Annotated in this window: 25 protein-coding genes; 5 read left to right on the plus strand and 20 right to left on the minus strand. The window is 65.4% G+C overall.

Translation table 11 applies throughout. The annotated features are described in order from the left end of the window. Positions 1-35: 35 nt before the first annotated feature. Positions 36-1,274: a hypothetical protein gene (locus tag ACFC0O_RS05940; protein ID WP_375954205.1), complete on the minus strand. Its 1,239-nt coding sequence runs from the start codon at positions 1,272-1,274 to the stop codon at positions 36-38. Positions 1,275-1,292: 18 nt separating this feature from the next. Here ACFC0O_RS05940 and ACFC0O_RS05945 point away from each other — a divergent pair, with 18 nt between their 5' ends. Beyond that, positions 1,293-1,478 carry a hypothetical protein gene (locus ACFC0O_RS05945; RefSeq protein WP_375954207.1) on the plus strand — a complete coding sequence of 62 codons (186 nt, stop codon included), beginning with the start codon at positions 1,293-1,295 and terminating at the stop codon, positions 1,476-1,478. Positions 1,479-1,825: 347 nt separating this feature from the next. Here the strand turns inward: ACFC0O_RS05945 and ACFC0O_RS05950 are convergent, their stop codons facing one another. Further along, a complete protein-coding gene (locus ACFC0O_RS05950; RefSeq protein ID WP_375954209.1) occupies positions 1,826-2,233 on the minus strand; it encodes a hypothetical protein in 408 nt (135 codons plus the stop codon). A gap of 303 nt (positions 2,234-2,536) precedes the next feature. Between ACFC0O_RS05950 and lexA the strand changes: the two genes are divergently transcribed. Further along, on the plus strand, positions 2,537-3,238 hold the full coding sequence (gene lexA, locus ACFC0O_RS05955; RefSeq protein ID WP_364632796.1) for a transcriptional repressor LexA: 702 nt from the start codon (positions 2,537-2,539) through the stop codon (positions 3,236-3,238). Positions 3,239-3,314: 76 nt separating this feature from the next. Here the strand turns inward: lexA and ACFC0O_RS05960 are convergent, their stop codons facing one another. The 18 genes from ACFC0O_RS05960 to ACFC0O_RS06045 all read right to left on the minus strand — a co-directional run bounded on the left by ACFC0O_RS05960 (position 3,315) and on the right by ACFC0O_RS06045 (position 20,267). Further along, a complete protein-coding gene (locus ACFC0O_RS05960; protein WP_375954210.1) occupies positions 3,315-3,776 on the minus strand; it encodes a DUF2231 domain-containing protein in 462 nt (153 codons plus the stop codon). 109 nt (positions 3,777-3,885) lie between these two features. Further along, entirely contained in the window at positions 3,886-4,521 is a 636-nt protein-coding gene (locus tag ACFC0O_RS05965; protein ID WP_375954212.1) for a hypothetical protein, read from the minus strand. Positions 4,522-4,683: 162 nt separating this feature from the next. Next, on the minus strand, positions 4,684-6,351 hold the full coding sequence (locus ACFC0O_RS05970; protein WP_375954214.1) for an alpha/beta hydrolase: 1,668 nt from the start codon (positions 6,349-6,351) through the stop codon (positions 4,684-4,686). Between the two features lie 77 nt (positions 6,352-6,428). After that, positions 6,429-6,761, minus strand: coding sequence for a hypothetical protein (locus tag ACFC0O_RS05975; protein ID WP_375954216.1), 333 nt, complete (start codon positions 6,759-6,761; stop codon positions 6,429-6,431). A gap of 92 nt (positions 6,762-6,853) precedes the next feature. Further along, positions 6,854-7,801, minus strand: coding sequence for an acyl-ACP desaturase (locus tag ACFC0O_RS05980; RefSeq protein ID WP_375955980.1), 948 nt, complete (start codon positions 7,799-7,801; stop codon positions 6,854-6,856). 110 nt (positions 7,802-7,911) lie between these two features. After that, entirely contained in the window at positions 7,912-9,003 is a 1,092-nt protein-coding gene (locus ACFC0O_RS05985) for an alpha/beta hydrolase (RefSeq protein WP_375954218.1), read from the minus strand. A 137-nt stretch (positions 9,004-9,140) separates the two neighbouring features. Next, positions 9,141-10,025 carry a hypothetical protein gene (locus tag ACFC0O_RS05990; RefSeq protein WP_375954220.1) on the minus strand — a complete coding sequence of 295 codons (885 nt, stop codon included), beginning with the start codon at positions 10,023-10,025 and terminating at the stop codon, positions 9,141-9,143. Between the two features lie 18 nt (positions 10,026-10,043). Next, on the minus strand, positions 10,044-10,670 hold the full coding sequence (locus ACFC0O_RS05995; protein ID WP_375954221.1) for a hypothetical protein: 627 nt from the start codon (positions 10,668-10,670) through the stop codon (positions 10,044-10,046). A 12-nt stretch (positions 10,671-10,682) separates the two neighbouring features. Continuing rightward, entirely contained in the window at positions 10,683-11,306 is a 624-nt protein-coding gene (locus ACFC0O_RS06000; protein ID WP_375954223.1) for a hypothetical protein, read from the minus strand. Between the two features lie 9 nt (positions 11,307-11,315). After that, a complete protein-coding gene (locus ACFC0O_RS06005) occupies positions 11,316-12,269 on the minus strand; it encodes an MlaD family protein (protein ID WP_375954224.1) in 954 nt (317 codons plus the stop codon). After that, the gene (locus tag ACFC0O_RS06010; RefSeq protein WP_375954226.1) at positions 12,266-13,420 is read right to left on the minus strand and encodes an MlaD family protein; all 1,155 of its coding nucleotides are present in this window, start codon (positions 13,418-13,420) and stop codon (positions 12,266-12,268) included. The genes ACFC0O_RS06005 and ACFC0O_RS06010 overlap by 4 nt, the downstream gene beginning before the upstream one ends. Positions 13,421-13,425: 5 nt before the next feature. After that, entirely contained in the window at positions 13,426-14,595 is a 1,170-nt protein-coding gene (locus ACFC0O_RS06015) for an MlaD family protein (RefSeq protein WP_375954228.1), read from the minus strand. A 2-nt stretch (positions 14,596-14,597) separates the two neighbouring features. Then, positions 14,598-15,596, minus strand: coding sequence for an MCE family protein (locus ACFC0O_RS06020; protein ID WP_375954229.1), 999 nt, complete (start codon positions 15,594-15,596; stop codon positions 14,598-14,600). 62 nt (positions 15,597-15,658) lie between these two features. After that, positions 15,659-16,663 carry an MlaD family protein gene (locus ACFC0O_RS06025; RefSeq protein ID WP_375954231.1) on the minus strand — a complete coding sequence of 335 codons (1,005 nt, stop codon included), beginning with the start codon at positions 16,661-16,663 and terminating at the stop codon, positions 15,659-15,661. Continuing rightward, a complete protein-coding gene (locus ACFC0O_RS06030; RefSeq protein WP_375954232.1) occupies positions 16,660-17,811 on the minus strand; it encodes an MlaD family protein in 1,152 nt (383 codons plus the stop codon). The genes ACFC0O_RS06025 and ACFC0O_RS06030 overlap by 4 nt, the downstream gene beginning before the upstream one ends. Positions 17,812-17,814: 3 nt before the next feature. Next, entirely contained in the window at positions 17,815-18,675 is an 861-nt protein-coding gene (locus tag ACFC0O_RS06035) for an ABC transporter permease (RefSeq protein WP_375954234.1), read from the minus strand. Then, positions 18,676-19,575: an MlaE family ABC transporter permease gene (locus ACFC0O_RS06040; RefSeq protein ID WP_375954236.1), complete on the minus strand. Its 900-nt coding sequence runs from the start codon at positions 19,573-19,575 to the stop codon at positions 18,676-18,678. A gap of 83 nt (positions 19,576-19,658) precedes the next feature. Next, on the minus strand, positions 19,659-20,267 hold the full coding sequence (locus ACFC0O_RS06045; RefSeq protein ID WP_375954238.1) for a hypothetical protein: 609 nt from the start codon (positions 20,265-20,267) through the stop codon (positions 19,659-19,661). Between the two features lie 108 nt (positions 20,268-20,375). On the opposite strand from ACFC0O_RS06045, the gene ACFC0O_RS06050 reads away from it, so the two are divergent. The 3 genes from ACFC0O_RS06050 to ACFC0O_RS06060 all read left to right on the plus strand — a co-directional run bounded on the left by ACFC0O_RS06050 (position 20,376) and on the right by ACFC0O_RS06060 (position 23,525). After that, positions 20,376-20,903, plus strand: a complete 528-nt coding sequence (locus ACFC0O_RS06050) for a hypothetical protein (RefSeq protein ID WP_375954240.1) — start codon at positions 20,376-20,378, stop codon at positions 20,901-20,903. A gap of 73 nt (positions 20,904-20,976) precedes the next feature. Then, complete coding sequence (locus ACFC0O_RS06055) at positions 20,977-23,127, plus strand: MMPL family transporter (protein WP_375954241.1); 2,151 nt, start codon at positions 20,977-20,979, stop codon at positions 23,125-23,127. Then, positions 23,124-23,525: a hypothetical protein gene (locus ACFC0O_RS06060; protein ID WP_375954242.1), complete on the plus strand. Its 402-nt coding sequence runs from the start codon at positions 23,124-23,126 to the stop codon at positions 23,523-23,525. Before ACFC0O_RS06055 ends, ACFC0O_RS06060 begins: the two co-directional genes overlap by 4 nt. The last annotated feature ends 5 nt before the right edge of the window (positions 23,526-23,530 follow it).

The following is a 23,530-nucleotide window of genomic DNA, read 5'->3' on the forward strand; positions in this document are numbered from 1 at the left end:
AGTCGGCGTGCGTCCGCCCGGGTGAGCGGCCGCAATCAGGTGGTCAGCTGCCATTGCGCGGTGAGATCACCGAGCAGATCCGGCAGTCTGCGGAGCAGTCGGCCGGATGCGAGTTTGTCCGTAAATGGTTCCGCCAGAATGGGTCTCGCGATGGACTGGTTCGCGGAGAGCTCCAGATAGCGCGGCAGCAGGTCGTGGGTGATGTAGTTCCAACGCGTGTCGCGATCGGCCCAGTTGAAGTCGGGCAGCGGGGTGCGCAGGGACATACCACCCGCGGTGATGGTGGTGGGCGCGAACACACCCGGGGCCAGGACGCCGGGTACGGCGGCCTTGCCCGCGACGGTGCTCACATAGGTCATGACCCGGCCCATCACCCCGCGCCCGGACGAGGTGACATCCCATTGGTCGGCGATGATCTGGTTCTGTTCGCGGTCGGTCATGCGCAGCGCGGCATCGGCCAGACCGGCCGCGTCACCGTGGTCGATCTCACGCCAGGCGGTGACGGCGTTCTCGTCCAGCACGCCCGCGCGGTACATCTCCTCGACCCCGGCCAGGCCCGCGGCGGCGTAGGCCTCGTGCATGGGCACCTGGTCGATGAAGATGTGCTTCTGCATGATCATCAGCCGGGTCTGGTACCAGATCAGATCCTCGGCGGTGAGCCGCTCACCCTCGGTGCCGAGCGTCTTGATATCGGCGGGCAGCAGATTCAGCAGTTCGGCGGGCGTGCCGCGCAGCAGATCGGCGACCGCGCCGCCCAACTGATGCACGCCCGGGACGCTCACGATATTGGCCACATCGCCCATATCGAAGAAGCCGGAGGCGAACGATCCGCCCGCCAGCCCGGCCAGCCCGACCCAGTAGAAGTCCGGATGCTCGTTATTGAGCCGCAGGTAATTCACGTACACCTGCACGAAGGTTCGCGAGTTCGCGGGCACGCCGCGCGCGGGATCCCAAGCGCCCAGGTCGATATCGGCATTGCGGGTGGCGACCGTCAGCCAATACTGATGCAGCAGAGTCGCATACCGCTGCGGCGCGACACCGGCGGCCCGTGCCTGATCGAGCGCACCGCGCAATTCCGCCGGATCGAGCGGCAACGCGGGATTCAACCCGCCCCCGCCCGCACCGTCCCCATTGACGGACGGCAGATCCAGATATGCGGCGTACGCGGATTCGGCCTGCGCCGGAACCGCGACGAACCCGAAGACCAGCGCGATCAGCGCGGCCAACAGCACACCCGGGCGAGGTGAACCGGTCCTGCCGATCGGCCCGGCCACCCGACGAGCGTGCATGTCATGCGCGATTCGCATATCTCCATCGGCATGGCCCACCGAATCGGCTCGACCGCCCGCAACGATCCGCCCCGCACGATCGACGCGGCCGATCGCATCAACTCGATGCCCGTACTCGCCTCGACCGTGATCACCCGCGTGCCCCGCTCGGGCACCGAGGGACGCTCGAACGAGATCCGACGTGCGTGAATACCGGTGGGCTCGTGCGGATTCGGAGTCCGGTTGGTGTGGTGCGTACACGCCTGCCCGCGTGCGGGCGGTGCCTTGCGCCATGGTGTCCCCTTGCGATACACGCCGGTCCACCCGGGGCCGGCGTGACTGTAGCCTGTGTCACATCTGGGGCACCGTAGCAACGCGTTTCAGTTTTCAATCTGCATTTCCGGCCACACCGACTGGCCGGGCTTCCCTATCGATTACGGGGCAGCCGCCCGCCGGGCGGCCGGCTATCGCGGGGCGACCGCGCTCGCAATCTCGTGGCGACTGCACCGCCATCCCCTGTGGTGCAGGCCGGATTCGGAGCGCGGTGGCGCATCGGATCAGTGCGCGGGCGCGGGTGCCACATCGACGACCGAGGCCGTCTGCGAACCGAATTCGCCGGCGCGCAATTGCGCGAGGGCGATCAAGCCGACGACCGCCATCGCGGTCATCAGGGCGGTGAGCGCGAGCGCGGCGAAGCCGATCTGCGCGCGCTGGACGCGATTGAGCGGATGCATACCGCGGGATTGGCCGACGGGACGGCGCGTCACGATATGCGGGCGGCCGACGCGCGCATGGGCGCGGCCGACGGGCTGCACCCGGGCGCGGCATGGCCGCCGGTCCGCCGCGGGCAGACCGAGCCCCGCGGCGACGCGTTCGGGACCACGAGCGGCGCGCAGCTCCCAGGGGATGCTGTCGAAGCCGAAATCGCTTCCAACGGTGTCTAATTCGCTGATCAGAGTGCGCATCGAAGAAACCTCCCGGGTTGACCTGCCGTATAACTCTGGACGGTTGACTCGCTCATGTGTTCGAAGAACTGATGTTCGAATTTCTACCACGTTCGACCGACAATGTCGCGTATTCGCGCGACATGCGTCGAACAGATGTTTGATCAGCCGCGAGTCTCGGTCTACAGTCGAGGCACGAGATCTCCGGACGTGCGGCGCGAGTCGCCTCGGAGGCCAATTCCGGTGAGACACAGCGGTGAACGGAGGACTGCGGCGGTGAGCGAACACGGCGCTGTGGAGGGTGACAACGGTCCAGCCGACCAGATCGGGGATGGAGCCGAAACATCCGGCACGGGGACGGATCTCACCGTCCGCCAGCGCAAGGTGCTAGAGGTCATCCGAAGCTCGGTGAGCGACCGCGGTTATCCCCCCAGCATTCGGGAGATCGGTGACGCCGTCGGCCTCACTTCGACCTCCTCGGTGGCGCATCAGCTACGCGCCCTGGAACGCAAGGGCTATCTGCGCCGCGATCCGAACAGACCCCGGGCGGTAGACGTGCGCGGGCTGGACGAAACGGCATTGCGCGCCAGTTCCGGTGTGGCGCAGTTGCGTTCGGTCACCACCGAATCGGACGGCACGGGCGATCACCCGATCCCCACCTACGTACCGGTACTGGGCCGGATCGCGGCCGGTGGTCCGATACTGGCCGAGCAGGCGGTGGAGGATGTGTTCCCGCTGCCGCGCGAATTGGTCGGTGAGGGTTCGCTGTTCCTGCTGAAGGTCGTCGGCCAGTCCATGATCGAAGCCGCCATCTGCGATGGCGACTGGGTGGTCGTACGCCAGCAGAATGTGGCCGATAACGGCGATATCGTCGCCGCCATGATCGACGGCGAGGCCACCGTGAAGACCTTCAAGCGCACCGGTTCCCAGGTGTTGCTGATGCCGCACAACCCGCTGTTCGAGCCGATTCCGGGCAATGACGCCCAGATTCTCGGCAAAGTCGTCACGGTCATCCGCAAGGTCTGACCGTGCCGGGTTGCCGTGACCCGGCGCCCGCCCGCAGACCGGGCGCCGGGTCACGACAATCTCGGATGCGACGGATTCAACTTCCGACGCCGGTCCACACCGCGCGAGCTCCCGAGTCGCCGACCCGATAGGTCTGCACCATGGCCGCCGATCCGGCCGCCACCGTGAGCACCGCCACGAGCACGAGCAGCGCTCGTCCCAGCGGTTTGCCCCGTCCCTCGCGCACCTGCACCAGCACCAGCAGTGCCGCGGTGATCAGCAGGGGGACAACGAAATACAGCATCTGCCCGCCCAAGTGCGCGTGCTGATCGATCAGCGGTGGTGAACCGAGCCGCTGCTGCAGCCACTCCCCCGCTTCGATGGTCAACGGCGTCAACGCCGTCACCAGAACCGCTAGCGCGGCGGTCGGCCAGATGAAACGCCTCCTGGCCGCGGGCCACACCCCGCATACGATCAACAGCACCGCGGTCAGCGGTACCAGGACGACAATGCCGTGCACGAGCAGTACGTGCACGGGCAGGCCGTGAAATGTCCACATATTCCGGCACCTTCGATTCGGCGATCCGCTGGTACCAGAACCACGGTGTGGGGCCGAAAGCGGTTCGGCCGCGACTCACCCCCGGACGCGCACGCCGAATCGCGCGGAATCAGAACTGTTCGCTGGGCGCGGATACGTCCTCGGCCGGGCGAATCGGCTCGCGAGTCATGCGCTCGGTCGGCGCGGAGGTCTCCACCCGCGAGATGAGCATGGTGGTTTCGAGGTCGGCGGGCCGTTCGGGAACGGCCGAGAGCAGAACGGTCTGCTCGGTGGCGCTCGGCGCGATCGCCTCCGGGGGCGGGACCGGACGCAGGAAGCCCAGCATTTCGTACTGTGCGCCGATGGTCATGGCTGCCGAGGTCTTGTCCTGGGAGATGAAGCCCTGATTCGGGCCGATCACCCGGCGCAGCGATTCCAGCCAGCGGTGGTCCAGTACCCGGCAATCCGCCCAGGGGAAGTACTCGAGTCCGGTGCGCAGGAAGAAGCGATCGCCGATCCGGCCCAGGCGCAGCAACTCCAGCAACCAGGCGTCGATGCGATTGGGCTGGGCATTGCGGTAGATCCGGGTGAACGGCTCGACGGTGGCCGCGGCGAACTCCCCGAAGGAGTTCAGCAACTCTGCCGGAAACTCGTCGACCCTGACAAAACCGACCACATCAAGACCCTGCAACTGCTCCGGAAGTTGCGCGGCAAGCCTGCGCTCGTCATGCAGTTTGAACTTCCTGTTGATGTCCTCGGTGCGCATTTGTCTCCGATTTCCCGCCTGTACTGCCGGGAACCCTAGCATGAACCCAACCGTTTCAAACCAAGTTGGTCAGCTGGCCAATTCATGCTTTACTCGCACCTCCGCTATGTACCCGCAACCCATTTGCGCACTCCGCGCGACAGTGTTTGCGGTCAGCGGCGATCAGGGGCGATAGCGGCCCGCAATGATTTCGCCCTGCGTGCGCAATGCCGGATTCGCGGTATCCCAATAGTTGCCGTGCACCCAGGGATCGATCGGGAGTTCGCGCAGTAGCGGCAGGTCGAGCGTCGCACCCGAAGAGCCGAAAACCGTTGCGCCGAAATCGGGATCGGTCGGATCGGCGCCATGGATGAAATGCCCGAGTTTCGGGATCGGGTCGGCCGGATCGGCCGTGGCGAAGACGTGCGCGCGATTGTGCGCGGGATCGATGCCGTCCAAACGCAATTCGACGGCGCGATCGACTTCCACGCCCGGACTGCCCACGAAGATCAGATTGTCGGCCGCGATGGAATTGCCGTGACTGGCGGCCACACCAATTAACGTACTGCCGTAGCTGTGCCCGACAACGGTGTTATTGGACGGCATCGCGGCATGCGTCACACGCAAGCCGTTCTCGAATTGATCCAGCGCGGGCGCACCGTCCTCGGCATAGCCGTCGTCGAGCGCGCTGCCGAGTACGGGCGGCGCGGCATAGCCGTACCAGGCGATGACCGAAGTACGCGCCGACCTATCGGCCCGGCCCGCCGCCTCGAGCAGCGCTCGCGCCCGGCCCACGCCCGTGCCGATACCCGACAGCGGTGACGCGGTGCCGGGTACGAAGGTCGCGATATTGCTCGCGGCGTCGGGATTGTTCAGGGCTATCGCGCCTTGTCCGCGAGTGTCCACGCCGAGCAGAAACCTTGGCGGGCCACCGGATTCGGTGTGCGCGGCGGCGACGGTCACCGCCGCGTAGTCCGCGAGCTGGGCGCGGATCAGCTGCCGTTGCTCCTCCCAGCGCCACAGGACATGCCAGTCGTGGGCGGTATCGGGAAGGTTCGTGCGGTCGGCCCAGCCCGGATGCAGGGCGTCGAGTGCGCTCAGTTCGGCCGTCGCGGCGGTGCGCAATCGGTCCAGATCGACGCGGTTGTAGAAATCGCGCGCCACCGCGGGCAGCCCGTCCCGATTCCCGATCAGCGGATCGAACGCGAACAGCGCGTCCTGGTCAGCGGGTGAGAGTGAATCCCACAGCTCCGCAAGGGCTTTCGGATCATCGGGCAGGAAGGCGTTCCCGTCGAGGATCGATCGCACCCGCTGATCCATCGGCCCGCCCCGCGGATCGGTGCCCAGCGCGACCAAAGCCGACACCGCGGCGGCGAGCCGAGCCCCGACCCGCGCATCGGTCTCCCCCGCCAGATCGAGCAACGGAGTCAGCCGGGCGTGCAGTGCGGCGGCCTTCGCCTCGAAGCACGCCTGCAAGACGAGATCCAAAGCGGCATTACCGGTATCGGCCTTCGGCGCGATGACGCGTCCGTCCTCATCGACTACGCAGCCGTTGGCGACGGCATCGCTCTCGATCTCGCGAACCAGCGCGCAGACATGTGCGAGCGCGGCGGCGTCGGCGAGCGCATCGGCGATATCGGAGATGGCCGCACCGATATGATTCGCCGTCAGCTGTGCCCCGAGCGCGCGCAGTTCCCCCGCGGTGGCCGCCGCGCCCCGCCACCCGAGCACAGTCGCATCAACCTGTCGCCCGACCTCGCGCATGGCTGCGACGAACCGCAGATTCGCCTCGACCACGGCATCACTCGCCACCCCGGCGGCATCCGGCCGCCAGCCCCGCAGCTGAGACATGGTGGCTCGAGCCAATTCCCTCCCCTCCTCACCGCCACAGCGCCTGTCGGTGAACTCCGGCCGAATGGGCGAACTGGTTAGGACGATCCGCGCATATAGCTGTCGAGTTGGGCTCCGAGCGCGGCGTCCACCTCCTCGTAGGACTTCACGCCGTGTTCGACCACGCCCGATAGTGCGGTCAAGCGTTCGGCGAGTTCACGCAGCGCGGCCGCGATCGGCGCACCCGCTCCGGCGGCTGCCGTGCCGATGGCGGAATTCGGCATGGCCGGGCCGACTTTCGCGATCAGTTCGACCGGATCGATCGCGGCGATGGTCTCGGCCTCCACGCGGACGGCGGCTGCCATGGCGCGCAGTGCGTCCAGGTCGGCGCGCAGTAGATCCCCCATGAGCTCCCCTTCGTCGAAGCTCAACACTAGGACTCGAACCGCGTCCGCGGACTCGCGAAACCGATATGTGGATAACCGGTTCGCTATCCACAGGACGCGGCGATGGAGGTTCGGCGTTAGACGGATTCGCGGGCGCGGCGGGCGGCTTCGCGGGCCAGGGAGCGGTCGCGTTGTTCTTCGAAGCGGATGACGTCCTTGGCCAGTTGGTCGAGGTGGGCGGCCAGGTCGTCGCGGATGCGGTCGCCGCGGGGGGTGAAGTCGGTGCGGTCGAAGATGTTCCATTTGCGTAGGACGGGGAGCAGGACCTCGTCCAGGTGCTGGCGGAGGTCGTAGATGCCGTGTTTGGCGAGCAGGACGCTGTTGCGGCGGAAGTCGGGCATGCCCGCGCCGGGCATCTTGAAGTTGAGGATGACCGCCGAGATGGCTTCGAGGGCGTCGTCGGGGACCAGGTCCAGGGCCGCGGCGCAGATATTGCGGTAGAAGACCATGTGCAGGTTCTCATCGGTGGCGATGCGCGCGAGCAGGCGATCGGCGATCGGGTCGTCGCAGACCTTGCCGGTATTGCGATGTGAGACCCGGGTGGCCAGCTCTTGGAAGGTCACGTAGGCGACGCCGGGGAGGACGCTGTGGTCACCGGTGCCGGTGGGGTCGTCGACGCCCTGACCCATGCAGATCATGCGGGCGTTCTCCAGGGCGACGGGATCGACGCCGCGGGTGACGACCAGATAGTCGCGAATGGCGATGCCGTGCCGGTTCTCCTCGGCGGTCCAGCGATCCACCCAGGTGCGCCAGGCGCGGTCGCGGGAGAAGGAATCGGAGATCAACCGGTGGTAGGAGGGCAGATTGTCCTCGGTGAGCAGGTTGGTGATCATCGCGGCGCGCGCGAGCGGGCTCAACTTGGATTGGTCGGGATCCCAATCGATTCCGCCCATGGCTGCGAAATTGCGGCCTTCGTCCCACGGCACGAAATCGTGCGGATGCCAGGGCTTGGCCACCGATAGGTGCCGGTTCAGATTGTCTTCCGCCACCGGCTCGAGTTCGCGCAATAGATCCTGGGGTGTCATGGATTTGCCCACGGTCGTGGTCCTGTCTTTTCCCGTTGACGGCCGAATCCCTTGTCCGCGAGCCTACCCGGATCGGGCGGGCGCGCCAGGTGCGGCGAACAAGACGACCGTTATGTAGCCATACGGCGTCGAAATATCCGATCACGCAGGCGCGGTCGCGGGGCGAGCCAGGCGGATACCTCACCGTGCACGACGCGCTGATTGAATTCGCCGATCTCGCGGATCGCGGCGCGGGCGTCGGGGAGAATATCGGCGGCCGCGTGGAATACGTGAATAGCTTTGTCCCACACTTGAACCCGGCATTCCACGCCGGCCTCGGCACAGCATTGCGCGAGTTGATCGGCATCGGCGCGCAATACCTCGGTGGAACCGACCTGGATGAGCACCGGTGGCAGACCGGTGAAATCGCGATTCACCGGTGACAGCATCGGATCCAGTTTGCCGTCCACCGCGATACCCCAGGCCGCGGGAATCGCCAGCGCCTCGGCCGAAAGCAACGGGTCGATCGCATTATTCGGGTGCGTGAGCTTATCGGTGGAGTCCAGATTCGCCCACGGGGCGATGGCGACGATTCCCCCCGGGATGGGCAGCCCGCGATTGCGCGCCTCCAGCGCGGTGGTGAAGGCCAGCCCGCCGCCGGCCGAATCCCCGGCGAAGATAATGCGTTCGGGCTCGAAGCCTTCGTCCAGCAGATACTGATACGCGCGTACCGCGTCCTCGATGGTCTCGGTCAGGTGCGCCCACGGCATCTGCCGATAATCCACATTCAGCAGTGGCATACCGCTCTCGCGGGCAATGCGCGCCACGATCCGGCGGTGAGAATTGAGCCCACCCGCGATGAAGACACCGCCGTGGAAGTAGAGTATCGCCGCGTCCTGAACACGCTGCGGGTCAACGGTATTGGCATTCCACACCCATTCGGCTCGGAAGCGGTCGAAAGTCACCGCCCGCCGCCGGGTACCGCGTGGCGGAACCAGCACCCGCGCCAGCGGATCGGCCAGCTCGACGGGTGCGAAAATCGCGGTCCGCCCGTGCACCGGCCGCAGGCGGCTCAACCACACGAGCCCGTTCACTCCACGCCGAAGTGTGTTGTAGGACAGCGGATGTGCGATGCGCAGCGGCAGACTCGCGGGCCCGCGCAATTCTATGGTGACCGAATCAGAGGTGTGATCGCCTCCGGCGTTCCTGGTCTGCGCGGTCATCAATAACTCCTCCACGATGAACGCACCCGGCGGCGATGCCGGACACTGCCGCCAGAGTACATTGTCTGAGACAGTTGGTCGAGGAGCTGGAGAAATCTTCGCCAGCCGCATCTCACCGAACGCCGGCCGCGTAGCTCCTACTTGCCCGGACTCGGCTGCACAGCGGGCAGCCCGGCCAGTGCACCGTCCTGACCCGCACCGGTCTTACTGCCGATGTCCTTGTACCCGAACACCTTCCATTGGCCGCCCACCTTCATCAGGTCGACGTACTCGGTGACGGACCCGGTGGTGGGAGCGTCCTGCCCGGGCGCTTTGCCGGTCAGCTTCACCACCGCGAGCATCCGGATCAGAGTGTCGTTCTGACTGATCACCGCCGCATCGGACACCACCCCGGTCATGCTCGCATCGGACTCCGCGAGCAGACTCAACAGCGCCTTGGTCTGCCGCACCTGCTCCTTCAGAGTGTCGGTGGTGGCACCGGTCATGGCCGCATTCCATTTGGCCATCCCCTTATCGTTCACCGCGTCCACCGTGTAGGCCGTGGCCAGGAAATCACCGCCGACCTTCAGCGCCGCAGCCCGATCCGCCGCCTGCCCATCCGCCGCGGCGACACCATGCCGCAGCCCGTTGCGCGCATCGGCGAAATGCCATGCACCGAACCCCAATCCACCGCTCAATAGCAGCACCGCTACCGCGACACCGACGACGGCGGGGAGACCAACCCGATCCCCGATGCGAATCCGCGCACGCCCGGATAGAGCGCGCCCCGCCGCCTCCACGGACACTGCACCGCTGCCAACCTCGGCAGCATCCTCAACTGACGCCGCACTCCCGGAATCATCATGCGGCGCAGCCGATACCCCCGAACCCTGGCCGGACTTCTCGGCGGCGGTGACGTCGTCGGCATGCCCGTCCGCCGCCACCAGATCGGCAGCAACCTCCAACTCGTCGGCCGGAGTCGGCTCGGCCTGGGCGGCGAGTTCGCCAGGGACCACCGGTGTGTCCTTCTTCTCTGTGCTCATGGAATTCGTTCCTTCGCCTCAGCGCGGCGTCTGGTCGGGGGTGGGGGCCGGTGGGCTCGGGGCCGCGGGTGGGAGGCCGCCTGCGGGGCCGTAGCCGGAGATCTTCCAGGTGTTGTCGATTTTGCGGAGGTCGATCAGGGCCGAGCTGTAGGTGGTGCCGGGTTCCTTGGCGTCCGGGTCGGTGCGGCCGGTGGATTCGATGACCGCGAGCAGGGTCAGTGCGTCGCCGTTCTGGGAGACGACGCCGATATCCTTTACGGTGCTTGCCATTTCGAGGTGGGCCTTGACCAGTTTGTCGAGCACGGTGCGCCATTGGCCGAGTTGGTCGTGCATGGAGTCGGTGGTGGTCGCCAGTACCGCGCTGTCCCAGCGACCCAGGCTGCCGTCGTTGACGGTGAACATGGTGGTGAGGAAGTCCGATCCGGCTTTGGTGGCGGCATCGCGATCGGTGGTGTGCGCCTGGGCGGCGCTGACCTGATCGGCGGCGTCATCGCGCGCGAGCGCGAAATAGCCGCAGGTCGCCGCGCTGCCGCCCAGCGTGATCGCCGCGGCGGCGAGGGCGGTGAGCACGCGCCGTTTGGTCAGGGCTATGCGCCGGTCGCGCCAGGATCGTTGCCGGACCGGCTTTTTCGTTGTCGCGCACATGGTGTCGGTCTCCTATCTCGGCGGTGCGGTGGTGGGGGCGACCGGAGGCTGGGTGGCGGCCAGATCCCCGCGCAGCGCCTGATCCCCGCGCCCGGAATCGACGGCCTTCCAGCTGCCGCTGTCGCGCGAAAGCTGCACCCATACGGCGGAAGTCGTCTTCACCGGATCGGGTGTCTGGAAATTCTGCGTGCTCTCGTCGATCTGCGCGATCACCCGTACCGCGCTGCCCTGCTGCGCCGTGCAGGCCGCATCGGAGACGGTAGCGGTCTTGCGCAGTTTCCCGGCCTTGATCAAGTCGGTATTGTCCTGCGCCACTTTGGGAGTGGCGAAATAGTCGTGCACCGGACCGGCCGTGAGGGCGGCCATCTTCGCGGTCCATTCCTCGGGCTTGCGGTAGTCGAAGTTATTGGCCGCCACCAGGAAATCGGTTCCCGCCTTGATAGCGGCGGTGCAGTCGGCTTCCTTGCGCCGATAGTCGGCGAGCGTGCTCTCGAGCGCATCGTTCCGGCCGGACAGATCCCAGTTCCGGTACGACATCACCCCTACCGTGGTGGCCACCGCCAGCAGTGCGGCCACCAGTCCGAGGATCGGGATCGGAATTCCCCTGTCGCTCCATAGTTTCCAACGTGAACGCATCAGCACCCCCTAGTGCGGTATATCGACGAGCACCCGGAAGCCCTTGCCGTCCGGGAAGGCGGCGAGTAGCCCGTCCATGGTCTTGCCCAGATCCACGTACGAGTCCTGCACCGGGTCGAACAGATAGGGCCGCAATACCTCGAGCGCCGGTCCGCCCTTGCCGATGAGCGTGGTCAGATACGCCATCAGCCGCTGTCCGAGTGGAATGAACTGAATCACCTGCCGCCCACCGCTTTCCTCGGTGATGCTGATCAGCTGATCGAGCAGTACCGGCAGCTCCGGCAGCAGCGTGTGGGCCAGCCGGTCCGCGCTCGACCGCAGCAATTCCAGCTTCTCCCCGGAGGATTCGTCGGCCGCCCCGGCCAGGAATCCGACCAGCCGCTGAATGAGTTCGCGATTCTGCCGCAGCGTGGTGGCGAACATGCTGCCCGAGTCGACCAGCTTCTCGATACTGGGCCCGACATCTCGAATGGCCACGTCGGCGCCCTGGAGAATGGTGTTGATGGTGGCCGGATCGATCTGCGCCATCACCGATTGCACGCCGCCCAGTGCCCGCGCGATGGTGAGCGGTTGCACCACCTGCGCCGCGGGCACCACGCCGCCATCCGGAAAGTACGGTCCCCGTGCGGATTTGGGCGCGAAGTTGATGTACTGCTCACCGACTGCGGACAGGTTCGCCACCGTCACCATGGAGTCCATGGCGATGGAATAGTCGGCTTTCACCGAAAGCCGCGCCAGCACACCGCCTTCGGCCTTGGCGAGGGTGACGACCTTGCCGACCTGGAGTCCGTTCAGGGTCACCGGCGAGGTCTGCATGAGCCCGCCGGAACTCGGCAGCAGCACCGAGAGCGAATAGGTCCGCGCACCCGGGCGGAATCCGAAGACCCCGTAGGTGAGATACAGCGTGGCACTGACCGCCAGCAGCACCATGGCCAGCGCCGACACCAGCACTTTGCGCGTCATCGCACCAACCCCACCAATTTCAGGACCGGATTCACCCGGTCGCGGAAGCCCTGTTCATTGGCCGCGATAATGCGCGCGTCGGCTTCGGGATCCCCGGTGAGCAGTTCCGGCGCGGTGCGCGGTGCGATATCGGTGATCACCAGCGACGGCAGTCCGCGCGCCGACAGGAACGGGACGATCTTATTGTTCAGCAGCGCGTCCACGGCGGCGAGCGTGCGCGGCACCTCATTGGGCGTGGCGATCACCGCCTGCGCCAGTGGCGTCCACACATCGAGGAAGCGATCGATGCGCCGCACCCGGTTGTCGACGGCCGGATTGGATTTGTCGACGAGGATATCGCCCGCGTACGCCGCCAGATCGCGCAGCGATTCGATGAAGCTCATGATGTCGGGCACCACCTTCTGCACCACGGCCAGCAGTACCGGCGCCTGGTCGAAGACGAAGCGCCACACGTCTTCCGCCTGTCGAAAGGTGTCCAGCGCCGTGGTGGCGTTATTGAGGATCGCGCTGAGCTGCGCGGTACTCGATCCGGCGCGTTCGATGGTTACCGAGAACTTCGACATGAACTCCCGGAAGTCCCCGGAATCGGCCGGAAAGGCCTGATTCACACTGGATACGAAGCTTTGCACGAATGGGATATTGCCGCCGGTGACCCAGCCGACCACCGCGGTCATGTACTGCTCGACGCTGGTGGTCTGTTTGGTCTGGGTGATCGGAATGACGCCGCCCTGACCCAGCATCCGCCCCGAATTGTGTTCCGGGATACTGAGTTTGACGAAGGTATCGCCGAGCAGCGTCTGCTGCGCCATCTCCACCCGGGTTTCCAAGGGCAGCAGCACATTCCGATCGATGGCCAGCACCGCGGTGGGCTGGTAGTACGGCTGCTGATCAGCGGGCAGTTCCGGCACCTGGGCGTCGGGACGCGGTCGCACGGTGACGGATTCGACGATGCCGACCTGCGCGCCGTTCAATTCCACCTTGGTCTTGAGCGGCAGTGACAGCACATTGCCGAATTCGACGCGCACCTGATAGGTCGGCTTCCCGTAGCGCGTTCCCGGCAGCGGCATATCCAGCGGGCGGACCGCGCAACCGGTCACCGCCAGCATCGTGAGTACCCCGAGAATGACCGCACGCCAACACTTTCCGCGCATCGCGCTCACCTCCCACCGGCCGCGGACAGCACCAGCTGCACCAGCCCCAGATCGACGGTCTCCCCCGGCGCGAAGGCCCGATCACACGGCGCGTACCAGGGTTTGGCCACGGTGCAGATATCGCGCGCCATATCCGAATCGATGCGCAGACTCGGCGGCACATATTGCAGCCGTCCCGCGCCCAGGTTCTGGTCGAACAGCTTCGCAGCGCCCTGTAGCGCCGGTGGCACATCCTTCAGCAGATCCACGAAATTCTGTGTGTGGCCGAGGATTTGGAAGATGACAGGCATGACCCCGTCCAGTCCGAGCATGATCACCTTGAGCCATTTGTAGACCAGCAGGTTGGCCAGCGGCGGCACCCACACCGCGATATCGGAGATGATGCGCACCAGATCGGGCCCGATGCGATTGACGATATTGACGACATCGGTGGTCGCGTCGAGGACGAAGGTGCCATCGCTGACGCCCTGGTCGAGATTCTCACCGACCTTGCGGAACTCCTTGAGAATCGCGCCCATCATGTAGTTCGCCCCGGCCGCGGAATCGCCGAGGATATCCGAGATATTGCGAATGGCCCCGTTCAAGGGCACCGCGCTGTCCTGTACCTGCTGGGCGATCTTCCCCAGCGAATCGCCCAGCACATTGGGTTCCTTCTCCTGAAGCGGAGCGTCGTGCGGTTTCCCGGTGAGATCCTCGGACAGGTTCGCCACCGCCCGCATCGCCTCGGTGAAGCCGACCGGAGTCTTGGTGCGCTCGACGGGAATACAGCCGCGATAATCGAAGGTGCCGCCGCCGCTGTAGGCCGGTCCGAGCTCGACGCGACGATCGGTGACGATCGAATTTGCGATGGTGACCGCGCCCAGCTGCTGCGGCAATCGCAGCTTGCGATCCACCGTCATCCGCACCCGCACGCCCTCGGCCCGCGGTTCGATATCGGTAATGGTGCCGACCTGGATACCGAGCATGGTGACCTTATTGCCCTTGTACAGCCCGACCGCGTCCCGGAAATCCGCGCAGATGGCGAGCGGGGCACCGGTGCTGTCGTAGTACTGCTTCCCGGTCACCGCCACCACCAGACCCATGACCAGCGCGACCGCGAGCAGCCCGGCTCCGATGCGCGCCCTGCGGGTGCGCGGCACATAGCGACCGCGCAAGAACCCCAATGGATTTCGCATGATCAGCACCCCGGCTTTCCGGCCGGGCACAGCGGCGTATCGGTGATGGTGGCCCCCGACTGGTCGACGCGGACGTACGGGTTGTCGCTGTTCTTGGCGAACCACTCCAGCAGTCGCGCCAGGTTCTGGTTCATCCCCGCGAGCGCGTCCTTGTTGTGCACCAGGTCCGCGACGCTCTTGTCGATGGAGTCGTAGAGCGGTTCGAGGGCCGGTCCCAGTTGATCGTTCGCGAATCCGAACACCGGCGTGACGAGGTCGAAGGCCCGCCGGATCTGTGCCACCAGATTCACCAGCCCGTCCCGGTTGGCCGCGACCACCCGGTACAGGTCGAGCAGATGCGTCCCCGCGAGCTGGAGGCGATCCACCTTGTTCATCAGCGTTTCGAGGTATTCCTTGGCCACGTCCAGAGCCCGGGAGAATTCGGTGCGCCGCTGTACGACAATGGCCGACAGCTTGTTGACGTTGTTCAGAATGCCGTTGAGCGCCTGGGGTTGCTGTTCGAAGGCGCCGGAGAGTTTGGCGATGGTCTCGCGCAGTTTGCCGACGTCCAGGGCGGCCAGCGAGGGCGTGACCTCCTCCATGGCGGCGGTCAGATCGTAGGGCGTGCGGGTGTGCTCGCGCGGAATGATCTTGCCCGCCGCGGTGCCCGGTCCGGCCGGTTCCACCGAGACGTATCGCCCGCCGATCGGGGTGAGCAGTTTGACCGCGATCCGGGTATCGAGGCCGACCCGCACCTTGCTGTCCAGGCCGAAGGCGATCTCGGCGTGATCGCCGACCAGGGTCACCGAGCGCACCTTGCCCAGTGAGATGCCCGCGACGCGGACATCGTCACCGCTGCGCACATCACCGGAACTCTTGAACTCCGCGCGATACACGGTCTCCCCGAAGGGAATCACGAAGGCTCCGACGGCGGCGACGAGCGCGCCGACCGTCACCAGAATGGCGGCGACGCCGATCCGGAATTCGAACTTGGACTGCGCGTCGGCACTGCGAACGATCAAGCGCGGCAGCCTGATTCGCGGTACGGACAGTCGCGTCAGCGCCGCCGGGAGGGATGGCCGATTCATTTGCAGCCCGCCATTCGATCGATGCCCATGAGGATGGTGGCCGGAATCGGCAGCCCGCTCAGGCAACTCCAGGTGTCCCCCGATGTCGGTTCCAGCGTCAGGCTGTTGAGCGTCTGCGCCGCGAGCGGTACCGCGGCCAGCGTCTGCCGGATGAAGCTGACCATGTCCGGCCCGAGCAGGGTGTTGTAGAGCCGATCCATACCCGGAAAATTGTCGTAGTAGATCCCGGCGAACCGGTCGAGCAGCGGCACCGCCGCGTTCAGGCCCGGAATAGCGCGGTCTATCAGGCTTTTCAGGGTGTCCAGCCGGGCGTAGAGCTGATCGACCACATCGAGCACCTGGTCGATCATCGAGTCGATTTTGGGCGATTGGCCCGCGAAGCGATTCAGCAGTCCGGACAGATTGTCCGCGAGCAACGTCACCACCGGTTCCTGATCGGCCGCCACCGCGATGACCTGGTTCAGGCTGTCCATGACCGGTCCCAGCCCGCGCCCGTCACCGGACACCACCAGCAGCAGGTTCTCCAGGAATTTGTCGACCGAACCGGAGGACAGGGTGTCGAAGATCGGCCGGACCGCATCGAAAAGCTCCGAGATATCGAAGGATCCGTGCGTGCGCGCGATGGGAATCAGCGAGCCCGGCGCAATCCTGTTGCCGGGCGCGACTTTCTGCTGCACCGCCAGATACCGATCACCGACGAGGGAGGCGAACAGCACGGCGACCTCGGTGTTGTCGTACACCTGCTGTCCGTCGGCGACGGTGAATTCCACGTAGGCGACCGTGCCGTCGAGCGCGATATCGGTGACCTTGCCGACCTGCACCCCCGCCATCCGCACATCGGACCCCTTCTTGAGCCCGGAGACATCGGAGATGTGCGCGGCATAACTGTGCACCTGCGCTTTGACCGGTGTCTGCAATGCGGTCCAGATCATCGCCCCCATGACCGCGATCACCAGTCCGACGATGATGAGCCGAATGCTCGCCGAGCGAACCGATTTCATCGATCACCGCCCGGAGCCGGCGTGCCGAATAGACCCGGCGGAATCGGCAGTCCGGGAATCTGCGGCAGGCCCGGAATGAGCGACGGCCCGGCGGGCACGGTCTGCGGACCGGCCGCCACCACCTTCGGGTCGCCACCGAGATACGGCAGCCCGGCGAGCAAGAGTTGCACCTGAAGTGAGACCGTCCCATCCGGATTGGCGACGAAGGCCCTGTCGACCTGATCGAGTAATTGCGGAAGCCGGGTATAGAAGCTGGTGAGCCCGCCCGCGGCATTGGAAATCGGGCTCAGCACGCTGACAACGGCGTCGATGACCTGGGTGAGACCCGGCTGCGGGAAGATCCTGATGAGATCGCCGATCACCTTCCCGATGAAACTGGAGATCGCCTCGAGGTCCTCGTGCCGCTCGGTCAGGAAGGCCAGGCGGTCGGACTGCGCCCGGAAGATCTCCAGCGCACCGCGTGCCACATTCGTCAGATCCTTTGTGCCGCTTGCGGCATCGCGCAGCGCCGGCCGCGGATCGACGCCGATGAGAATGTCATCGCCGACCTTGATGCGTCCGATATCGATGGCGGTGGCGATCATCTTGCCGATGCCCTCGGCGCTGCCGTCGAAATCGAGCACGCTCCCGATCCGCCCGACCGGACCGGAATCGACCTTGCTGATCTCATCGCCCACGAGCCGGACCACCGAGGTGACGGTGACCGTCTGCGAATCCTTCGGCAGTGTGATGGTCGCGCCGTCGCGCAGCGGTTTACCGCGCGGGCCGAGGTAGTACAGCTCGAGCGCGGTCATGCCGAGCGAATTGGAGGAGACGAACCGGGCTCGCACATTGTCGGCGAGGAACTTCGCGTTCTCCGGGGTCACCGACAGTTTCACGAATTGGCTTTCCGCACCGCGACTTTCGATCTGCGCGACCTGGCCGATGCGCAGCCCGTCCATCTTCACGTCCGAGCCCTCGACAATGCCCTCGCCGACCTGCTGGGCCTCGATATTGACGGTGAAGGCCGGGGTGAATCCGCCCTTGATGTAGGTGGTGAAGAGGAGTGAGATCACGACCAGCACCGCACCGCCCACCAGTCCGGTGAGCAGTAGCTGCCAGGTCTTGGGACCGCGGCCGTTGATGGCCTGAAACCTAGCTGTTCCCATGGACTATCCCGTAATTCGAATATCGCTGACGAACATGCCCCACAGCGCCGTGGTGAGCATCAGATCCAGCACGATGATGAGCACCAGGCTGGCGCGAATGGCCCGCCCGGAGGCGACCCCGACGCCCTCCGGTCCGCCCGAGGCGTAGAAGCCGTAGTAGGAGTGCACCAGGATGACCACGACGACGAAAACGATTGCCTTGAACAGCGATAGGAAGATGTCCTTCGGGTTCAGGAACGCCTGGAAGTAGTGGTCGTAGGTGCCGCCCGCCTGACCGTGCACCACCTTGATGAAGAAGGCCGTCGCGAAGTAGCTCGCCGCCAGCGACGCCAGGTACACCGGCACGACGATCAGCACTCCGGCGATGACCCGGGTGGTGACGACGAAGGGAATCGGTTCCACCGCGGTGGCTTCCAGCGCGTCGATCTCCTCCGAGATTCGCATGGAACCGATTTCGGCGGTGATGCGGCAACCCGCCTGTGCCGCAAAGGCAATGGCGGCGATGAGCGGTGCGAGTTCACGGGTGTTCGCGAACGAGGAGATGAAACCGGTGAGCGGCCCCATGGCCAGCATATCCAGCAGCCGGAACGCCTCGATGCCGATGACCGCGCCGGACATCATGCCCATGAAGAGCACCACCCCGACGGTGCCGCCGCCCACGATGACCCGGCCGTTGCCCCAGCCGATATCCATGAAGACCACGCCGATCTGACGGCGATACCGATGCAGGGTGCGCGGAACGGCCTTGAGCACGTGAAAGGCGAACGCGAATTGATGTCCCAGGCCCACGATCGGGGTGAGGGTATCGCCCGCGCGGCGGAACGAACGTTCGCCCAGTGCACGGTATTTCGACGGAAGCACCATTCAGATCCCCAAATTCTCCGGAAACCAGATCGTCAGCAGCTGGGTGATGAGCACATTCGCCGCGAATGTGGTCATGACGCCGAGCACGACGGTGGCATTGACGCAATCGGCCACACCCTTGGGACCGCCGGAGGCCTCGAATCCGCGCTGGCTCGCCACCAGCACCACGAGAATTCCGAAAATGACTGTTTTGATAATCGCGATGATGAGATCGGTGGTACTGGCGAAGGCCGCGAAGGAATTGAAGAAGGCCCCGGGCACACCGCCCTGAATCAAGGTCATCATGTAGATGGTCGACATGCCGACGAACACCACGAGAATGCACATCAGCGGGCCGACGATGAACATCGCCGCGAGCCGCGGCGCGACCAGGCGGTGATTGGGATTGATACCCAGGGTGCGAATCGCGTCGATCTCCTCGCGAATCTTGCGCGCACCCAGATCGGCGGCGACCGCGGCCCCCACCGCACCGCCCATGAGAATTCCCGAAATCATCGGCGCCGCTTGCCGAATCACGCCGAGGCCACCCGCGGCTCCGGCTTGCGAGGTGGCCCCAACCTGCGCGGCGAGCGATCCGGCTTGAATCTGGATGATCGCGCCGAGCGGTACCGAGATGAGGATGGCGGGCCAGCCAGCCACGCTCATCATGAACCACGCCTGGGTGAGGGTTTCGCGCCAGGGATGATTGAGTTTGAGCACGTCGCGCACCAGGCCGTAACCCGAATCCACGGCCAGCAGCACCAGTCTGCCGAAGGTGCCGATCGAGCCGAGCAGCGTATTCCACGCCCACAGCACCAAATTCACTACGGGTCGCAGTACGGGTGGAACCGATTCCCGGAATGAGGGTTCCGGCACCGATTCCTCTTCGTCCGCCTGCTCCGCACTTTGCACAGTCCGCATAGGTGAAACCTCCCCGCCACCGTCTGAGACAATATAGTCAGAACGGACCACGCTGTCCGCGATTTGCGAAATTCGGTGGCGCGCTACGGCATCCACCACTCGACCATCGGCTGGACAGCGGGATTTCCGCCGTCGCGCACAATGGTGAGCACACTCTGGGTCAGATCGATGGATATGCCGGGACCGGAACCGGACCAGCCACCCGAGCGTGCGACGACCCCGAGGCGAATCGGCGTACCGGTCGCCAATTCGAATGCCTTGAACAGAGATCCGCACACCACGAACAGCGTGCCCGCCGTACTGCCCACCGCGGTGGCCCGGGTCCACTCGTCGCAGCGCGCGGAGACGCCGTCACCGCTGTACCAGCCGTAGTGATCGGCACTGCGATTGACGAAGTTCGGCAGTGCGCTCGACGGTGCCGCGGTATAGGCGGCGGCATCGGGGAGCTGCGGTGGAATCGCCTCGGGCGGTGCGACTGACTTGGGCGTGGTGGTCACCGCGCGCGTGCCGGGCACGGTCGAGGTGGTGGTCACCGGCGTGGTTCCGGCCACCACGACGATCGGCGGCGGTGCGCCCAGATGGCTCCGGAACCACAGTGCCGCACCGCTTCCGGCGGCGATGAGCACCGCCGCCACCATCAAGCCCGAGGCATATGCGACTGCCGATTCGCGCGGCCTGCGCAATCTGCCCACGGGCCCCTCCTCACAAAATCATCACTACCGACTGAGACAGTTGTTAGCATACTGTGACTCACGACGCATCGAAGTGCAAGATGCGAGCACGGTCACAGTGGAGGGGACATGAAAATCACTATGGCAAAGGCAAACTCACTGGCGGTGATTCTGTTCGCACTGTCCGTGACACTTTCCGGATGCGGTTCCGGAAACGTGCGCAGCAGCGATGTCACCATTACCGTCGCGCCCACCGGCACGGCCGCCACCACCGCCAAGGGCAAGATCCCGGATCCACTCACCGCGGATCAGCTCGACACCCGCCTGCAGGACCTGTTCGGCAAAGGCCGTCAGGTCACCGACGATCAACGGCTCTCGATCGTGGCGGGCGGTGAGAAATTCCGCAATGACCTGCCCGAATTGCAGAAGGCCATGTCCGAGAACCCGAATGCGAAATTCGGTGTGGTGCCCGGTTCGGTGGTACTCAACGGCGATGTGCTCGAGGCCGAGTTCTGGCTGGACAAGGACGGCAATGGCAATCGCCGCTCCGCACCGCTGAATCTGTCGCCGGCCAACGGCGAGTGGAAGATTCCGGTCAGCGAGATCTGCGGAATCCTGGCCCAGACCGATTACAAGTCACCCGCCTGCGCCTCCTGAGCGCGAGCACCGGAGGGGAGATCCACTCGTGTTCGGATGGCTGGGGCGCTGGACTTACCACGCTCGATACACCGTGACCGCGATATTCGTTGTGCTGATGGGGATTTCGGGGCTGTACGGGTTCGGATACCAGGATCGGCTGACCGCCAAGGGCTTCTTCGACGATTCCAGCGAATCGGTGGCGGGCACCGAATTGGCCGATGACACCTTCGGCCGCGATTTCGACGGCGATGTCATCGCGCTGTACACCGCACCGCCTGGCAGACATATCACCGATCCGGATCTCGAGGCCGCGGGCCGGGATCTGACCCGGAAGTTGTTGAACGACTATCGAACTCAGATCAAGGATGTCAGCGGCTACTGGAACGGCAGTCTGGGCAAGACGCGCTTCATCGACGAATCCAAGACGCGGGCCTTCCTGAGTATCGGGCTACAGGGCACCGGCGATCAGGACAGCGTCGACTTCTACCATCGGATCAAGGACGAACTCGCGATTCCCGGACTCCAGGTGCGGATCGCCGGGCGGGTGGCGGTGGCCGACGCGGTCGGCCTGACCATGCAGGCCGATATCGCGCGCATGCATCTGATCGCACTGCCATTGGTCGCGATCGTGCTGTTCTTCGTCTTCGGCGGCGCGGTCGCGGCGGCACTGCCGCTCATCATCGGCGGGCTCACCATCGCGGGGGCCTGGGGCGTGATGAAGCTGCTCACGCTGTTCATGCCGGTGCACCAATTCGCCGATGCGGTCATCTCATTGATCGGGCTGGGGCTGGCGATCGACTACGGATTGTTCATGGTGAGCAGGTTCCGGGAGGAGATCGCACAGGGTAGATCCGCCGAAGCCGCTGTGCGCATGGCGGTTTCGACGGCGGGGCGGACGATCATGTTCTCGGCGACCATCATCGTGGTGTGCGTGGCCGGGGTGCTCATCTTCCCGATGACATTCCTGCGCTCGGTCGCACTCGGGGCGCTGACCGCCGTCATTCTGGCTGCGCTGCTGTCGATTACGGTGCTACCGGCCCTGCTCGGCGTGCTCGGCAAGCGCGTGGATGCGTTCGGACCGCGGCGCTTGTCGCGTACCAGAACCACCGCGCAGATCGACGCCTCGTTCTGGTCGCGATTGGCCACCTGGGCGATGCGGCGACCCGCCGTGCTGGCCTATCCGATCATGCTGGTGTTGCTCGGACTGATGCTGCCGTTCCTGCATGCCCAATACGCCGGGCTGAGCGAGAAGTATCTCCCACCGGGCAATGAAATCCGTTCCGCGCAGCAGAGTTTCGACGCCATCTTCCCGACCGAACGGGTATCGCCGATCAAACTGGTGATCGAGGGCGCGGATCGGGCGACGCTCACCGCGATCGTCGCGGCGGCGAATCGGGTGCCCGGGCGCACCGCGGATTTCGAGAAGCCGTTCTCCAATGGCGTCGCCAAGGACGGCGCGAACGTCAAGGTCTACACCTCGGGCCTGATCGATCCGAGTGACGCCGACGCCGTGATCGCCGGACTGCGGGGCATCACACCGCCGCCCGGGGTGACCATGTACGTGACGGGTCTGCCGGTGCTGGAACGGGATTCGATCCACGGCGTGATCGACCGGCTGCCCTGGCTGCTTGCCATTCTGGTGCTGGCCTCGTTCGTCATGATGTTCCTGGCCTTCGGATCCTTCGTACTCCCGCTCAAGGCAATAGTGGTGAGCGCGCTGAGCCTGACCGCGACCCTCGGCTTCCTGTCCTTCGTGTTCTACCTCGGCCACGGCGCGACCCTGCTGAACTTCACCCCGCAACCGCTCAGCTTCCCGGTACTGGTGGTCATCATCGCGATCATCTTCGGGCTGTCCACCGACTACGAGATCTTCCTGATGTCGCGCATGGCCGAGGCGCGCGAGCGCGGCACGTCCACCACCGAATCCATTCGATACGGCACCGCGCACACCGGCGGCATCATCACCGCGGCGGCCCTGGTGCTGATCGTGGTCACCGGCGCGTTCGGGCTCTCGGATCTGGTGCTGATGAAGTACATCGCCTACGGCATGATCGTGGCGCTCATCCTGGACGCCACCGTTATTCGCCTGCTGTTGGTGCCCGCGATCATGGCGCTGCTCGGCGATCGCTGCTGGTGGGCGCCCGCCTGGGCGAAGCGATTGCACGAGCGCATCGGCCTGGCCGAGCACGGGGCCGCCGCCGAGCCGGTCCGACCGAACCCGAGCCAGGAGATGGCGGTATGAGGCATGCGATGACGGCCGTGCTGACGGGTGGGCTGCTGCTGGCGGTGCCGACCGGGCAGAGCATGGCACAACCGAGGGCGGCGGAGATCGACTGCTCCGCCAGCCACAAGAACGGTCGAATCCTGGAAGTGAGCTGCTACAACGAGGATTCGGCGGCGGGCACGGTCGACCTGGTCTACGTCTGCACCACGCCCTTGGACTGGGATCGCCGAATCGTCGTCAACGAGCCCGGATTCACCGTCGGCGGTGGCGGTGTACTGCACCTGATCCGGGACTGCGGGGACGGTCAGGTCGTGTTCACGTATCAGGTGACCGCGCTGACACAGCGCCAGTTCGATGACCAGACCGCTCGACAGGATCAGATTCGCGCGCGGCGGGATCGGGCCGCCGGACGCTAGCCCGT

Origin of the sequence: Nocardia sp. NPDC056100, from assembly GCF_042266325.1 — a bacterium.
Taxonomy (GTDB): domain Bacteria; phylum Actinomycetota; class Actinomycetes; order Mycobacteriales; family Mycobacteriaceae; genus Nocardia.

Bases quoted from the DNA above. Each gene is read 5' to 3' on its own strand.
- ACFC0O_RS06025 (WP_375954231.1), bottom strand. From the start codon at position 16,663: ATGAAATCGGTTCGCTCGGCGAGCATTCGGCTCATCATCGTCGGACTG.
- ACFC0O_RS05950 (WP_375954209.1), bottom strand. From the start codon at position 2,233: ATGCGCACTCTGATCAGCGAATTAGACACCGTTGGAAGCGATTTCGGC.
- ACFC0O_RS06050 (WP_375954240.1), top strand. From the start codon at position 20,376: ATGAAAATCACTATGGCAAAGGCAAACTCACTGGCGGTGATTCTGTTC.
- ACFC0O_RS06040 (WP_375954236.1), bottom strand. From the start codon at position 19,575: ATGCGGACTGTGCAAAGTGCGGAGCAGGCGGACGAAGAGGAATCGGTG.
- ACFC0O_RS05990 (WP_375954220.1), bottom strand. From the start codon at position 10,025: ATGAGCACAGAGAAGAAGGACACACCGGTGGTCCCTGGCGAACTCGCC.
- ACFC0O_RS05970 (WP_375954214.1), bottom strand. From the start codon at position 6,351: ATGTCTCAGCTGCGGGGCTGGCGGCCGGATGCCGCCGGGGTGGCGAGT.
- ACFC0O_RS06035 (WP_375954234.1), bottom strand. From the start codon at position 18,675: ATGGTGCTTCCGTCGAAATACCGTGCACTGGGCGAACGTTCGTTCCGC.
- ACFC0O_RS06060 (WP_375954242.1), top strand. From the start codon at position 23,124: ATGAGGCATGCGATGACGGCCGTGCTGACGGGTGGGCTGCTGCTGGCG.
- ACFC0O_RS05965 (WP_375954212.1), bottom strand. From the start codon at position 4,521: ATGCGCACCGAGGACATCAACAGGAAGTTCAAACTGCATGACGAGCGC.
- ACFC0O_RS05985 (WP_375954218.1), bottom strand. From the start codon at position 9,003: ATGACCGCGCAGACCAGGAACGCCGGAGGCGATCACACCTCTGATTCG.
- ACFC0O_RS05980 (WP_375955980.1), bottom strand. From the start codon at position 7,801: ATGACACCCCAGGATCTATTGCGCGAACTCGAGCCGGTGGCGGAAGAC.
- ACFC0O_RS05995 (WP_375954221.1), bottom strand. From the start codon at position 10,670: ATGTGCGCGACAACGAAAAAGCCGGTCCGGCAACGATCCTGGCGCGAC.
- ACFC0O_RS05945 (WP_375954207.1), top strand. From the start codon at position 1,293: ATGCGCGATTCGCATATCTCCATCGGCATGGCCCACCGAATCGGCTCG.
- ACFC0O_RS06030 (WP_375954232.1), bottom strand. From the start codon at position 17,811: ATGGGAACAGCTAGGTTTCAGGCCATCAACGGCCGCGGTCCCAAGACC.
- ACFC0O_RS06010 (WP_375954226.1), bottom strand. From the start codon at position 13,420: ATGCGCGGAAAGTGTTGGCGTGCGGTCATTCTCGGGGTACTCACGATG.
- ACFC0O_RS06005 (WP_375954224.1), bottom strand. From the start codon at position 12,269: ATGACGCGCAAAGTGCTGGTGTCGGCGCTGGCCATGGTGCTGCTGGCG.
- ACFC0O_RS06000 (WP_375954223.1), bottom strand. From the start codon at position 11,306: ATGCGTTCACGTTGGAAACTATGGAGCGACAGGGGAATTCCGATCCCG.
- ACFC0O_RS05960 (WP_375954210.1), bottom strand. From the start codon at position 3,776: ATGTGGACATTTCACGGCCTGCCCGTGCACGTACTGCTCGTGCACGGC.
- ACFC0O_RS06015 (WP_375954228.1), bottom strand. From the start codon at position 14,595: ATGCGAAATCCATTGGGGTTCTTGCGCGGTCGCTATGTGCCGCGCACC.